This is a genomic window from Kineococcus arenarius subsp. arenarius (assembly GCF_050871845.1).
Classification (GTDB): Bacteria; Actinomycetota; Actinomycetes; order Actinomycetales; family Kineococcaceae; genus Kineococcus.
Map to the genome: position 1 here is coordinate 1 of NZ_JBJLSE010000105.1, position 13,429 is coordinate 13,429.

11 protein-coding genes, 2 pseudogenes and 1 other annotated feature are annotated in these 13,429 nt (G+C 69.2%); of the genes and pseudogenes, 4 read left to right on the top strand and 9 right to left on the bottom strand.

What is annotated here, in order from left to right; genetic code table 11:
* Positions 1–141: 141 nt before the first annotated feature.
* Positions 142–255, top strand: a sequence feature (AL1L pseudoknot).
* Positions 193–1,122 carry an IS3 family transposase gene (locus ACRYM0_RS17850; protein WP_432507197.1) on the top strand — a complete coding sequence of 310 codons (930 nt, stop codon included), beginning with the start codon at positions 193–195 and terminating at the stop codon, positions 1,120–1,122. (Overlaps the previous feature by 63 nt.)
* 317 nt (positions 1,123–1,439) lie before the next feature.
* Here ACRYM0_RS17850 and ACRYM0_RS17855 read toward each other — a convergent pair whose 3' ends face one another.
* From ACRYM0_RS17855 to ACRYM0_RS17875, 5 genes are all read right to left on the bottom strand, one after another.
* Positions 1,440–2,816 (bottom strand): DUF3100 domain-containing protein, encoded by a 1,377-nt coding sequence (locus tag ACRYM0_RS17855; protein WP_432507189.1) that lies wholly within the window; start codon positions 2,814–2,816, stop codon positions 1,440–1,442.
* Positions 2,817–2,930: 114 nt separating this feature from the next.
* Complete coding sequence (locus ACRYM0_RS17860) at positions 2,931–4,094, bottom strand: amidohydrolase (protein WP_432507190.1); 1,164 nt, start codon at positions 4,092–4,094, stop codon at positions 2,931–2,933.
* A gap of 76 nt (positions 4,095–4,170) precedes the next feature.
* Entirely contained in the window at positions 4,171–5,751 is a 1,581-nt protein-coding gene (locus ACRYM0_RS17865) for an aldehyde dehydrogenase family protein (protein ID WP_432507198.1), read from the bottom strand.
* 26 nt (positions 5,752–5,777) lie between these two features.
* Positions 5,778–6,665 carry an NAD(P)-dependent oxidoreductase gene (locus ACRYM0_RS17870; protein WP_432507191.1) on the bottom strand — a complete coding sequence of 296 codons (888 nt, stop codon included), beginning with the start codon at positions 6,663–6,665 and terminating at the stop codon, positions 5,778–5,780.
* 113 nt (positions 6,666–6,778) lie between these two features.
* Positions 6,779–7,630 (bottom strand): MurR/RpiR family transcriptional regulator, encoded by an 852-nt coding sequence (locus ACRYM0_RS17875; protein ID WP_432507192.1) that lies wholly within the window; start codon positions 7,628–7,630, stop codon positions 6,779–6,781.
* Between the two features lie 316 nt (positions 7,631–7,946).
* Here ACRYM0_RS17875 and ACRYM0_RS17880 point away from each other — a divergent pair, with 316 nt between their 5' ends.
* A complete protein-coding gene (locus tag ACRYM0_RS17880) occupies positions 7,947–9,674 on the top strand; it encodes a CocE/NonD family hydrolase (RefSeq protein WP_432507193.1) in 1,728 nt (575 codons plus the stop codon).
* Between the two features lie 351 nt (positions 9,675–10,025).
* Here the strand turns inward: ACRYM0_RS17880 and ACRYM0_RS17885 are convergent, their stop codons facing one another.
* Positions 10,026–10,529 (bottom strand): Lrp/AsnC family transcriptional regulator, encoded by a 504-nt coding sequence (locus ACRYM0_RS17885; protein ID WP_432507199.1) that lies wholly within the window; start codon positions 10,527–10,529, stop codon positions 10,026–10,028.
* Between the two features lie 128 nt (positions 10,530–10,657).
* On the opposite strand from ACRYM0_RS17885, the gene ald reads away from it, so the two are divergent.
* Positions 10,658–11,773, top strand: a complete 1,116-nt coding sequence (gene ald, locus ACRYM0_RS17890) for an alanine dehydrogenase (protein ID WP_432507194.1) — start codon at positions 10,658–10,660, stop codon at positions 11,771–11,773.
* A gap of 244 nt (positions 11,774–12,017) precedes the next feature.
* On the opposite strand, the gene ACRYM0_RS17895 is transcribed toward ald, so the two are convergent.
* Positions 12,018–12,233 carry a hypothetical protein gene (locus ACRYM0_RS17895; protein WP_432507195.1) on the bottom strand — a complete coding sequence of 72 codons (216 nt, stop codon included), beginning with the start codon at positions 12,231–12,233 and terminating at the stop codon, positions 12,018–12,020.
* A 310-nt stretch (positions 12,234–12,543) separates the two neighbouring features.
* Complete coding sequence (locus ACRYM0_RS17900; protein WP_432507196.1) at positions 12,544–12,840, bottom strand: Lsr2 family DNA-binding protein; 297 nt, start codon at positions 12,838–12,840, stop codon at positions 12,544–12,546.
* Positions 12,841–13,045: 205 nt separating this feature from the next.
* Here ACRYM0_RS17900 and ACRYM0_RS17905 point away from each other — a divergent pair.
* Positions 13,046–13,282: pseudogene (locus ACRYM0_RS17905) on the top strand (transposase); the annotation flags it as partial.
* A 35-nt stretch (positions 13,283–13,317) separates the two neighbouring features.
* Here ACRYM0_RS17905 and ACRYM0_RS17910 read toward each other — a convergent pair.
* Positions 13,318–13,429, bottom strand: a pseudogene (locus tag ACRYM0_RS17910) (IS30 family transposase); the annotation flags it as partial.

The window sequence follows — 13,429 nt, forward strand, 5'->3', positions numbered from 1 at the left end:
TGGGCGTGCAGCCGGATCGCCAGCTGCTTCTGCGTCGTGGTGAGGACACCGGCCATGCTCAGCTCCCGTCAACGACCCACCATGATCATCTCACGGGTGTTGCGCTGACCGCTTGAGACCGCCGATCTTGAGGTCAGCATCGGCTTTCTTCGCGGCGGAGCTCGACCGCCCCTCCCGCTGACCAATCGCTACATCGACGAACACAAGGACCAATTCGGGGTCGAGCCGATCTGCAGAGAATTGCAGATCGCCCCGAGCACCTACTACGCCGCCCGCACCCGACCGCCCTCGAAGCGGTCGGTCAGCGACCAGGCCGCATTGGCTGAGATCGACGAAGTGCACGCTGAGAACCTGCGCGTGTACGGCGCCCGCAAGCTGCACGCAGCGATCAACCGCCGCCGCCTCGAGTGCGCCAAGGTCGACGAGGCGCCGGAGCGCATCGCCCGTTGCACCGTGGAACGCCTGATGCGCTCGGTGGGGTTGCACGGGCTGCGCCGCAGTGGCAAACCACCACGGACCACGGTCCCGGCAGTGCCCGATCACCGTCCGGACTTGGTGCAACGGGAGTTCTCCGCCGATCGCCCGGACCGCCTGTGGGTAGCCGACATCACCTACATCCGAACCTGCTCGGGGTGGGTGTACGCCGCGTTCGTCCAAGACGTCTGCACCCGCCGGATCGTGGGCTGGCAGGTCGCCACGCACCTACGCACCGAGTTGGCCCTGGATGCGCTGCAGATGGCGTTCTGGGTCCGTCGACGCGAAGGCGCTGATCTGACCGGGCTCAAGCACCACTCGGATAAGGGAGTTCAATACGTTGCGGTGCGCTACACCGAGCGTCTCGCCGCTGAGGGGGCCGTCGCTTCGGTCGGCTCCACCGGCGACTCCTATGACAACGCGATGGCCGAGGCGTTCAACTCTCTCTTCAAGGCCGAGTGCATCCGCAACCCGCACCTACCCGGCCGTGACGGTCCGTGGCGCGGCCTCGACGACGTCGAACGGGCCGTCGCCGGCTACCTCGACTGGTACAACACCCGTCGCCTGCATGGCGAGCTCGGGATGGTCCCGCCGGTCGAATACCAGGCCCGGTTCGACACCATTGCCGAGGTCGTCGCCGCGGCCTGAGCGTTGCTTCATGCTCTCTATGAAACCCGGGCCTTGACAGTACACCGCCGACCCTTGCCCATTGCGCGACAATCAACGCAACATGATGAGGCGACCACGCCAACCACTGAACGCTGAGCGATTCATGAGCTGCCGCGACTCCCCTACGTCGCACCGGAACGAGTAGTTGGCAGGCCACGGTCGTTCAATCTCTGATGTCGCTTGTCGTCGTGCTCACGGATTGCTGTAGACAAGTGGTCACCGACATAACCTCAAAAGGCTGCGCTGCGAGTTCTGTGAACTCGCAGCGCAGCCTGAGGAGCGTTTGGACGGCCGGGCTACGACCAGAAGCCCAGTGCGAATTCCGCGATGACGGCCGAGAGTACGAAGGATGCAGTGATGGCGACCAGACCCACCGGGATCATCTTCCAGCCGATGCTGCGCAGCAGGGGGATGTCCTTGCCCAGGCTGAGGCCGGCGGTGGTGAGCATGATCGTCGCCAGGGACAGCAGGCTGATGCTGCTGACGCTGGTGGCCAGCGACTCACCGATCGGCGACCACGGACTGGAGGCCAGCGCGCCGAGAGTGGTGATCCAGATGATGGGCGAGATGACCCGGGTGACCTTGCCGAGGATGAGCGACAGCACGACCAGCGCGGTGATCTCTGCGTAACCGATGACGATGTCCCAGGAGAACGCCCCGGCCGCGATAGATGCGGTGACGATGCCGATACCGACGATGGCGGGGATCGAGATGATCAGGGGCAGAGTGACGGTGGCCGACGCGGCCGCGAACTGCTCGCGGAAGCTGCGGTTGGCCTCGTCCTGACCGACGGATGCCTTGTCGGGGCGGTGCTCTCCAAGCATGCCCGAGGGGGAAGCCGTGGCGTTGTCGCGGCCTCGGGTCATCGCGGCGTACATGCGCCGCGCCAGCGGCAAGGCGATGTAGATGCCGACGTAGACGCCCAGGACGGTCGTCAGCAGGTTCGCCACCGCGGCCATCGCGGTGATGGCCTGCTCCTGCGCCGGGTACTCGGCGATGATGCTTCCCGTGGCGGCGGCCATCATCGAGCCGGATCCGACCCCGGCGCCCATGGCCAGGGCGAGCGGGTCGAAGACGTCCAGAGAGCTGATGAAGGAAGCGAGCAAGGTGATGTAGACGGCACCGAACAGGGTGCCGAAGACGTACATGCCCAGCACGCCGCGGTACTCATCGGAGTCGGCGCCGTACTTCTCGCTGACGATGGCGAAGGACGGCTCGCGGTCCAGGGAGAAGGTGGCCCCGACGGTGGAGCGGCCCATGCGCAGCGCTACCGCCAGCGGCAGCGCCAGGAAAATCGTGCCGAGCAGGTGGCCGACCTCCTGCAGCAGCAGGGCGGGGCCGGCTTCGACCAGGGTGGGCAGGCTGGGGCCGATGTTGAAGGCCAGGCGTGCCACGAGGAACATGACCGCAGCTGCGACGACCGCGCTGGCGACCTTCTGCGAGGTCAGGCCCATGGGCTTGAACTTCTGCACCGACACGAGTGTGCCGATGAGGATGCCCCACACCATCGGGAACAAGACGATGGCGCCGATGCCCACGTCGAGGGAGACCTGACCGATCACTTCGCAGACGGCGGAGATGGCCAGGGCCAGGAGCAGGACCGGCCAAGCGTGGATCAGGCCGACTCTGGCCGGTGAAGCCGGTGCGGTAGTGGTGGCGTCGGTGCTGGCCATCGAAGGTCCTTTCGGGAGGCGGGGAGCGCGGTGGTGGGTGCCGCGCTGAATCGTCAGAGGCTGAGCCTGGGTGGAGCCGTGCGAGTGCGGAACGTTGACGTGGGCTGCTGGGCGTCAGCGTTGGGCAGCTGTTGCGGTCGGCCGTGCTTGCTGCCGGTGCATCAGTGAGGCTCGCAGCGGCGGTGATGCGGCGACGGCTTGCACGGTCCAGGCCATGGCGGTGGCGCACTGCAGCATCGTGGTGAAGGCCGCCGGCGTGCGGGACTGCAGCGTGAAGCCGTGCGAGTGGATCGGGTCGTGGACGCCGGGGAGGCTGACCCACGGGTGGATGCTGGGCACCGCCTGCGAGATGTTTCCCATGTCGGTGGATGCGGTGCCCGGCAGTGGCGCCGGCTCGATCCAGTGCCCGAACGAGGCGATGGCGCTGTTCCAGTGCTCGGCCAGGTCCTCGTCCTGCCGCAGCGGCTCGTACAGCGGTTCGGTGGCCGTGATTTCCAGCGCAGCGCCGGTGGCCAGAGCACCGGCCTCGAAGCAGCGCCGCACCCTCGTCAGCAGCGTCTCGTAGGCTTGCAGCGTCGGAGCCCGGCACTCGAAGTCGACGACAGCCCGCTCAGGGATGATGTTGGTCGCAGCGCCGCCGGAGACGACGTAGAGACCGATGCGCTGATTCCCGGGGACTTGCTGGCGCAGCAGCCCGATGGCGACCTGGGCCAACGTCGCGGCGTCGCCGGCGTTGACGCCCAGGTGCGGGGCGGCGGCGGCGTGAGCGGCCCGGCCGGTGAAGACCGCGCGGAAGCGGCCTGCTGCCTGGGAGGAGGTACCGACCGGGTTGGCCGAGTACCCCTCCTGCACCGGGTGCACCATGAGGCTGAAGGCGACGTCGTCGAAGGCGCCGTCGGCGAGCAGCAACGCCTTGCCGGCACCGTGCTCCTCCGCCGGAGTGCCGATGACCTTGACGGTGATGTCCAGCTCCTGCAGCAGCGGCAAGAGGCCAAGGGCCGCTCCCACCCCCGCCCCGGCGATGAGGTGGTGCCCGCACGCGTGCCCGACCGCCGGCAACGCGTCGTACTCCACGCACAGCGCGACCGTCAGGGCTCCGGAGCCCGCGACGGCGGTGAAGGCCGTGGGTTGGGAGCCCACGCCCAGCTGGACCTGGAACCCCTCCTGCTCCAAGAAGGTCGTCAGGTGCCTGGCCGAGCGGTGCTCGCTGCCGGAGACCTCAGGGTGGTCGTGCAGCCACTCGGCCAGCTGCTGCAGTCGTTCGCCGGCAACGCTCACGCTGTCAGCGATCAGGTGACGTTGTGGATCAGCCTGGCCAGTGAGGTCGGGGACACCGGTGCTCATCGATCGACCCTCAGTACCCCAGCGAAGGGAAGGGGGCACCGGCGGGCTGCACCGGGACCCACACCGCCTTCAGCTGGGTGTACTCGTCCAGGACGCCGGGGCCGGAGGAGCGTCCGTGCCCGGAGTCCCCGAAGCCGCCGAAGGGCACCGCGACGTGGATGGTCTTGTAGGCGTTGATCCAGAAGGTGCCGGCCCTGATGGCGTGGGCCACGCGGTGAGCGCGCGAGACGTCAGCGGTCCACACCGCCCCAGCCAGCCCGAAGTCGGTGGCGTTGGCGCGCAGCACGGCCTCCTGCTCGGTGTCGAAGACGTCGACACCGACGACGGGGCCGAAGACCTCGGTCGTCTCCAGCGTGTTGTCGGGCGTGACACCGTCCAGGACGGTCGGGGCCACCCAGTGCCCGCCCGCGAGGTCCCCCGCAGGCAGGGACGTGGCCGGGGACGGTGCGACACGACGGGCGCCGTCGGAGACGCCGGCGTCGATGAGGCGGCGCACGGTGGCGTACTGGCCAGCGGTGATGACGGGGCCGATCTCCGTCTGCGGGTCCAGGGGGTCGCCCATGCGCAGCTTGGCCGCGCGAGCGGTGATGCGCTCCAGCAGCGCGTCGTGGACGTCGCGTTGCACCAGCAGGCGCGAGCCGGCAACACAGGACTGCCCAGCGCCGGAGAAGATGGCAGCGATCGCCCCGTCGGCGGCGCGGTCCAGGTCGGCGTCGGCGAAGATGATGTTGGCGCTCTTGCCGCCGAGCTCGAGGACCGTGGGAATGCCGACGGCCGCCGCTGCGGCGCCGACACGGCGGCCGGTGGGCACGGAGCCGATGAAACTGACCTTGCCCACCCGCCGATCGGTGGTCACGGCCGCGCCGGTGCTGGCGCCCAGCCCCACGGCGACGTTGAAGACCCCAGCGGGCAGACCAGCCTGGTGGGCCAGTTGCGCCAGGCGCACGGTGGTGGCTGAGGTGAACTCGCTGGGCTTGACGATCACGGCGTTGCCGGCGGCCAGCGGGGCCGCGGAGTTCCAGCCGGCGGTGAACACGGGCGCGTTCCACGGGGTGACCGCGGTCACGACCCCCCACGGCACCCGCTGGGTGTAGGTGAGCCAGTCACCGGGCACGGGGATCGTCTGCCCGCCGACCTTGTCGGCCCACCCGGCGTAGTAGGCGTACATCTCCACGACCTTGGCCGCCTCCCCGCGAGCGTCGCGGATCGGCTTGCCCGTGGTGGCCGACTCCAGCACGGCCAGCTCTTCCGCGTGCTCGCCGACCACGCGGGAGACCTCGCGCAGGATCGCCGCCCGCTCGAAGGGGTTCATCTCCCCCCACAGGCCTGCACCGCGGGTGGAGGACTGCAGCAAGGCCTCGGTGACGTCCGGGCCGGCGTCGCGGTAGCTGGTGAAGACCTCGCCGGTCGCCGGGGTCACCAGTTCCACGTCCTCGCCGGAGCCGAGGACGACTCGGTCATCGACGAAGGAGCCGATGCCCTCTGGCAGGCTCTGCCCCAGGACACGTCGGGCGGTCTGCGCGCCACTCGCGATCGGTTCGTCGCCGCCGAGGTGGGGATGCCCACCGCCGGTGGAGACGGCACCACTCATCTGCTGGTCCGTGCGGGTGTCGATGCTCATGCGGACAGGGCTCCTTCGGCGCCGCCGTCTGCGGCGGCCTGGACGGACGTCGAGGCGGGGGTCAGGGCGGTCGTGGCGGTGGCGGCCGTGGCGGGTGCTTCGGTGAAGTCGGCTCGGGGCCCGCGCTCGGCCAGGGCGTGCTGCCATGCTCGGCCGGTGGCCGCGAGCAGCGCCGGCTTCGCGCCTGCGACCGATGCCACCTGCAGAGCGAGGTCGACGTCACGAGCCATCAGTCCGAGGGCGAATCCGGAATCGAACGTTCCCGACAGGACCCAGGCCGGGAAGGCGTTGGCGCTGACATTGCTGCCGCCGGAGGCTCCGCTGACGGCGGCCGCTGCCGTGGATAGGTCGATGCCGTAGGCAGCGGCGACGTCCAGCGCCTCGCCCACCGCGATGAGGTTGGTCGCGCACAGCACGTTGTTGAGCAGCTTGACCACGTTCCCCGAACCCGGCCCTCCCACGACAGCCGGTACGCGACCGGTGAGTGCGCGCAGTACCGGCTCGGCAGCGGCCACGGCGTCCTCCGTACCGCCCACGAAAGCGCTCAGCGTCCCTCCCAGGGCGCCGGCACGCCCACCGGAGACCGGCGCGTCGACGAACGCCGCACCAGCAGTGGCGGCCAGTTCCGCCATCGCCTTCGAGGTGGCCGGTTCCGACGTCGTGGTGTCGACGATCGCGACGGTGCCGGGCCCAGACAACAACGTCGGCACCGTCGCCTCCACCAGGGCCGCCGACGGCAGGGAGAGCACCACGTAGGGCGTTCCGGCGACCTCGGTCACCGAGGTCGCGACGGTGATGCCGATCTCGGCGGCACGTTCGCGTGCCTGCTCCGAGGGGTCGACGCCGGTGACGTCCCAGCCCAGACGGTGCAGGTTCTGGGCCATCGCCCCGCCCATCGACCCGAGGCCGACGACGGCGATGCGCTGTTGTGCTGTCACGAGGGGACCTTCCATGTGGTGCGGATGATCAGGGTCACCGGTGGGTCACCGGGGCGGGGTCAGTCGGCGTAAGTGCCGAGGTCGTCCCACAGTTGCTGGATGCGGCGGATTGCGGGACGGGTGAGCTCGGGGCGGGCTGCCTCCAGCCCGGCGAGCAGGGCGTAGGTGATCGAGGTGGCCGCCGTCGTGGACTGGAAGAAGGAGACGCCCTCGCTGGACAGGACCAGGACGTGGTCGGCTGCGGCTGCCAGGGCACCGCTGTACATGTCGGTCATCACGATCACGGGGCAGCCGATCGATCGAGCGGCCCGCACCGCGGCGAGCAGGTCGCGCATCGGCCGCCACACGTTGAGGACGACCAGCGCGTCGTCGGGGCCCAGACCGTTGACAGCGGCGGCCAGGTGAGCGCCACCGCGCGGCTCGTGGGTGATGTCGTAGCCCATCGTGGCGCCGAGGTGCGCCAGGACGGTCGCCGGCGCGGACAGTGACCCGGTGGCGAGCACGAGGATGCGACGCGCCTCCGCAAGGGTCTTGACGGCCGCGTCGAGAACGTCCTCGTCGACGGTCTCCAGGGTCTGCTCGAGGTTGCGGATGTCGCGGCGCACGCTCTGCTGCAGCACGCTTTCCTCGCCGGCGGGGTGCGCGTCGAGGGTCTGCTCATTGGAGAGCGTCGCGAGGTAGCGAGCTCGGACCTCGTGCTGCAGTGCGGGCCAGCCGCGAAAACCCAGCGTCTGCGCGCATCGCACGACGGTGCTGTTGTCGACGCCGACCCGGGAGGCGATGGCGGCGACGTCGGCGAAGGAGGCGAACTGATGATCACTGCGCACGGCGTCGAAGACCTTCGCCTGCGCCGGCGAGAGCCCAGTGACCGGCAACAGGCCATCCAGCCAGGGAGTGACAGGTGGCACCACGTGCTCGACCTCCTTCTCGCAGCAGCAGACATTGCGAAAACACTGAACGATTGCAACCGCAATTGCAAGACTCTATCGTTACAAGCAGGTTACGGATGGCCCCCCGACGCGCGGTCAACGATGACGGGAACGACGAAACACGAACGTAACTTCATGACACCTGGCGCGACGCCATGTGATCGCTAGGGTGCCGCTGCAGACCCGATCGCCGCGGCCGTGCCGCCGTGCATCCCGGGATCTCCCCTCCCTACCTCCTGGAGACGTCTCCATGCCCCTCGCTCGCCGCTCCCTGCTGCTGGCCTCTACCGCCGGTGCCGTGGCCCTGCCCGTCCTTGCAGCGACCGCCACCCCCGCCTCCGCCGCCGATGCCGCTGCTACACCGCAACTCTTCGAAATCGTGCTCAGTGACGGCACGGTGCTACGCGCCGACGTCTACAAGCCGACCGGGCCGGGGTCCTATCCGGTCCTGTTGGTCCGCACCCCGTACTCGAAGTCTTCGTTCTTCTCGATGCCCGAGGGCATCACCACCCTGGAGCGCATGATCGCGGACGGCTTCGCCGTGGTGTTCCAGGATGTGCGCGGCACCGGCGCCTCCGACGGCCAGTTCGTCCCGCTCCTGAACGAGCGCGAAGACGGTGCCGCGACGCTCACCGCGTTGCTGCAGCAGCCCTGGTGCGACGGACGCATCTCCACACTCGGCTCCTCCTACCTGGGGTTCACTCAGTTCGCGATGACGGTGGAAGCCGGCGCACCTGTGCGCGACAGCGTCTACATCAACACCGCGCCCGACGCCTACACCGGCTGGTACTACTCCCCGGGCGGCGCATTCTCCGTGGAGAACAGCGACCGCTACGCGTTCGCCGTGGGGGCCGGAGCGGCTCGGACGGCAGGCGACCTCGCGCGGGCTGAGTACCTCAACGCCATCGCCACCAAGGAGAGCGACCGGCTGCGTGATGGCGGGCGGCACACCGCCGATGTCCTGGCCGTCGAAGCGCCATGGTTCACCGACATCGTCGAGCACCGCCTGCGTGACGAGTACTGGCAAGAAATCTCCTACGCCGACGACTTCGACCAGGTGACCGCCGGCGGTCTGCACATCGGCGGCTGGTTCGACTTCTTCTCGCGATCCGCCGTCAGCGCCTACACCGCACTGCGCCAAGGGGCGGCCTCCGCAGCCGCACGCGAGGGGCAGTACCTGGTGATGGGCCCCTGGACGCACAACGACACCAGCGGCGTCTACGAAGCACACGACTTCGGCGCCGGGGCGAGTGCCGCCTCCCTCGGCCTGGAGAACCTGATCTCTTCCTTCCTCACCCGGCAGGGGAACACGGAGGCGCTGCCGCGGGCGACGTGGTTCCTCATGGGCGCCGACGAGTGGCGCACCAGTACCGAGTTCCCCCCGCCGGGAACCCTGGCTGCCCCCCTCTTCCTCGCACCCGCGGTCGACGACTCAGGAGCTCGACTCGCTCCCCAAGCGGCGATCACCGGTTCGAGCGTACTCGTTCCGTTCGACGTGGCGAACCCGGTCTCCACGCGCGGGGGTCGTCTGCTGTCGATCGGCGACACGTGGACCGACGCCGGCCCCACCGATCAGCGTGTCCTCGAGGCGCGCGATGACGTCGTGAGCTTCACCACGGAGATGTTCGAGACCGCGACCGAGGTCGTCGGCGCTCTGCAGGCGGTGGTGTACGTCTCCACTCACCTTCCTGACACGGACGTCGCCGTGGTGGTCACCGACGTAGCCCCCGACGGGACCTCGCGGCTGCTGTGCGAAGGCATCGGCCGCCTCAGCCTGCGTGACGGTGTCGACCATGAGGCCCCGGTCGATGCTGAGCAAATTCACCGCTTGGTCATTGACCTGGGCGTCACCGCCAATGCCTTCGCGCCGGGACACCAACTGCGCATCAACGTCGCCGGCAGCAACTTCCCCAACTACGAGCTGAACCCCGCGCTGGCCGACGGTCACCAGCCCGGTGCCTTCACCGTGCACACCGGCGGCAGCTGGGCTTCGCACGTGCTGGTGCCGGTGGCACCGAGCAGCTGATCTACCCAGCCGCCTGAACATTCCGGCAAAGTCATCGCCCGCACCGCCACCACGCACGACCGCACCGGCGCGTCACGGTGCTTCCCGCCGCCAGGTGCTGCGAAGGCGCTGCCCTTCCACACAGTTGCAGGCGTTGGCGTGCAGGAGCGCCGCTCTGCTTTCGCGGAGAGCGGTGCTCAGCGCGTGCATGCACGAGGTCGCTGTTGAGAGCACCCAGCACCCCGCGCCCGCCTTGCGGTCGCGCGGGCCGGTGACCTCAGCTTCGTGACGAGGCTGGGCCGGCCCCACCGTGTTTCGACCCGTGATGCGCTTTGCCGGACTCGCACGAGAATGCTTCCGGAAAAGGTGGATCTACGACCGACCCGCGGCGCGGGTGTGCTCGAAGATCAGGCTGGTTTCGGTGAGGCCGACGTCGGGGTCACGCGAGAGGTGCTCGGCGACGAAGTCGCGCAGCGCCGCCGTGCTCTCCACCGCCACGTGCAGCAGGTAGTCGTTGGCGCCGGCGACGAAGTATACGTCGAGGACCTCGGGGCGGCGGCGCATCCGTGCCACGAACGGTCCCATGCTGCCGCGCGCGTTCGCGGCGAGCCTGACCGCGATCATCGCCTCCAGGTCCAGCCCGAGGGCCGCGGGGTCGACGTCGGCGTGGAAACCACGGATCACCCCCGCCTCGCGCAGCGCCCGCACCCGCAGCAGGCAGGTCGAGGCCGCGATGCCGACCTGCTGGGCCAGGGCCGCGTTGGTGATGCGCGCGTCCTCGGCGAGGACCCGCAGGATCGCGCGGTCCACCGCGTCGACGACTGATCGAACTTTCTTCGGCAGCGGGACCTGTGACCCGCGGCGATCCGAACCGATGTCACCCACACCCGCAGCGTACCGAATGTTCTGCGACTTTATTGTCTTCGACTCGCACGATCTTCATGCTGAGGCCAGCCGGCCGTGTTCTGCAGGCCCGTCCAACAGCCCCACCAGGAGGACTTCTCATGCGCATCGGTGTACCCCGCGAAGTGAAGAACCACGAGTACCGCGTCGCGCTGACGCCCGCGGGCGTCCACGAGCTCGTCCGGCACGGCCACGAGGTCGTCGTCGAGGCGGGCGCCGGCCTCGGCAGCTCCCTGCCCGACGCCGACTTCGAGGCAGCCGGCGCGAAGGTCCTCGCCGACGTCGACGAGGTCTGGGGCAGCGCCGACCTGCTGCTCAAGGTCAAGGAACCCATCGCCCAGGAGTACGCACGGCTGCGCCGCGACCAGGTGCTCTTCACCTACCTGCACCTGGCGGCTTCCCGGGAGTGCACCGAGGCGCTGCTGGCCTCCGGCACCACCGCCGTCGCCTACGAGACGGTCCAGCTGCCCGACCGCTCCCTGCCGCTGCTGGCGCCGATGAGCGAGGTCGCCGGCCGCCTCGCCCCGCAGGTCGGCGCGTACTCACTGATGCGCGCGGCCGGTGGCCGCGGCGTCCTCATGGGCGGAGTCCCCGGTGTGCGGGGAGCCGACGTCGTCGTCATCGGGGCCGGGGTGTCCGGGCAGAACGCCGCGCAGATCGCCCTCGGCATGGGCGCGGAGGTGACCGTGCTGGACCTTTCCATCCCGAAGCTGCGCGAGGTCGACGCCCGTTTCGGCGGCGCCGTGCGCACCATCGTCTCCAACGGCTTCGAGCTGGAGAAGGCCGTACGCTCCGCCGACCTCGTCATCGGCGCTGTCCTCGTGCCGGGCGCGAAGGCCCCCAAGCTCATCAGCAACGACCTCGTGGCCCAGATGCGTCCTGGCTCCGTGCTCGTCGACATCGCCATCGACCAGGGCGGCTGCTTCGAGGACTCCCGCCCCACCACCCACGACGACCCGACGTTCACCGTCCACGGCTCCGTCTTCTACTGCGTGGCGAACATGCCCGGCGCGGTTCCGCACACCTCCACCTACGCCTTGACCAACGCGACGCTGCCCTACGTCGTTCGACTCGCCGACTCCGGCTGGAAGGCCGCACTCGGCGCCGACCCGGCTCTGGCTGGCGGTCTGTCGACTCACGCTGGCAGCGTCGTGAACCCTGAGGTGGCTGCTGCCCACGGATTGGCCTCGGTCGGCATGGACGAGATCCTTGCCTGAGCTGCTGTGGGTTGCTGCATGATCCAGTGGAACCTGCGATCCGCTTTCGGTAAGGCGGCAGTTCCTTGGTCCGCGTGTACCCAGGAATCGTGACTACACGCCGTGGCGCGCCCGAAGCCCCTGACCCTCCTGGCCGTCGGGGCTTCTGTGTGACATTGGTGCGCCGCAGTCCAGCCGTATGGAGTGGCTGTGCCGAAGTCGAGCCTGAGCGGATGAGCCGTGGTGTTGCGGCGAGGACTCGCGGTCAAGGCACGATGTCGGAGCGGTGAGCGAGGGCTTCCCGCTCGATGTCCGTCAACCCGTCGCTGCCACGCAGCCTCCCCAGCTCGCCGTGGGCACCGGGCCCCGTTCCGTGCTGGGCATGCTCGAACTCTTCCATGGCGTGCCAGTCGCCCACGGTGTGGCGCGGACTCCGGAAGTGGTTGCTGACGTCGTTGCGGGTGCTGATCGGCTGCGGCATCGCATCCTCCTGCTCGCGGCATCGCCTCGGCCCGTGTCGGGCCAGCACCTTCCATGGAGCCACGCCGCCTTCTGGTGCGCCACGCGGAAGACCCGCACTGACCACACTGCAACTGCTTCGAGACCAGCACGTGTCCTGTTAGCCCACCCGAGCGCGACGCTGTCCTGCCACCTCGATGATCCAACCGTTCCCGCGTGCCCATGCCCCGCATGGACCACTACGAAGCGCGCACGGCTGCGCCGCGACGAGTGATGAGCATCGCCCCGCTCGCCCCGCGCTGGGGCAGGGCGAGCGCGTCAGGGCGCTCAGCTCACTGCGCCGCCAAGTACTGCTCGCGGATCCTGGCGCTGAGCGGGCCGCGCGCCGGCACGGCGATGCCGTTGGCTACGGCCCAACGCCGCACCAGTCCTGCATCCAGGCGGGCGGTGTCTGCCCCTGCGGCAGGGACCGTGGAATTGCGAGCCCTGGCCGGCGCGGAGGTGACCTCCTGCGCTGCCGGCTCACCGGCACGACGCGGCGGCGCCTTCTTCGCCGTCCTGCGGGTCGCAGACCTGCCGGGCGCTGCCTTGCCAGACGAGGCTTTGCCGGGCGCAGCCTGATGGGGCAATGCTTCGCGCCCGACCTGAGCGCGCGGCCCGGCACTGCTGGGCAGGTCCAGGATCGCGACCTCGTCAGTGGCTGACTCGACGCCCGGAGCAGACGCAGCAGGACCATCGCTTACCTGCTCACCGGCCTGCTCACCGGCCTGCTCACCGGCCTGGGTGAAGCGTCACGGCTTTGATGCCGCTTCCTGGTGAGTCAGGATGGCGATCATGGCGAAGAGGTACCCGCCGGAGGTCAAGGACCGTGCGGTGCGGATGGTGCTGGAGCACGAGAAGGAGTACACGTCCCGACGGGCGGCGTGCGTCGCGATCGGAGATCGGCTCGGCATCTCGCGGGAGAGCCTGCGCCGTTGGGTGGATCAGGCCCGCACCGATGCCGGCGCCCAGCCCGGGGTGACCTCGGCCGAGGCGGAAGAGATCAAGAAGTTGAGGGCGGAGAACAAGCGCCTGCGGGAGGCCAACGAGATGGCGGTCTCAAGCGGTCAGCGCAACAGCTCCGTGAGCTTCTCTGATGGTGTCATGAACTGCAGGGTCTTGCGAGGACGACCGTTGAGGGAGTCCTGGATCGCGAGCAGTTCCTTCCTGGTGACGTCG

What these genes read in the sequence shown, in the direction of transcription:
- ACRYM0_RS17855 (WP_432507189.1), bottom strand. Translation starts at nt 2,816, where the DNA reads ATGGCCAGCACCGACGCCACCACTACCGCACCGGCTTCACCGGCCAGA.
- ACRYM0_RS17865 (WP_432507198.1), bottom strand. Translation starts at nt 5,751, where the DNA reads ATGAGTGGTGCCGTCTCCACCGGCGGTGGGCATCCCCACCTCGGCGGC.
- ACRYM0_RS17870 (WP_432507191.1), bottom strand. Translation starts at nt 6,665, where the DNA reads ATGGCCCAGAACCTGCACCGTCTGGGCTGGGACGTCACCGGCGTCGAC.
- ald (WP_432507194.1), top strand. Translation starts at nt 10,658, where the DNA reads ATGCGCATCGGTGTACCCCGCGAAGTGAAGAACCACGAGTACCGCGTC.
- ACRYM0_RS17895 (WP_432507195.1), bottom strand. Translation starts at nt 12,233, where the DNA reads ATGCCGCAGCCGATCAGCACCCGCAACGACGTCAGCAACCACTTCCGG.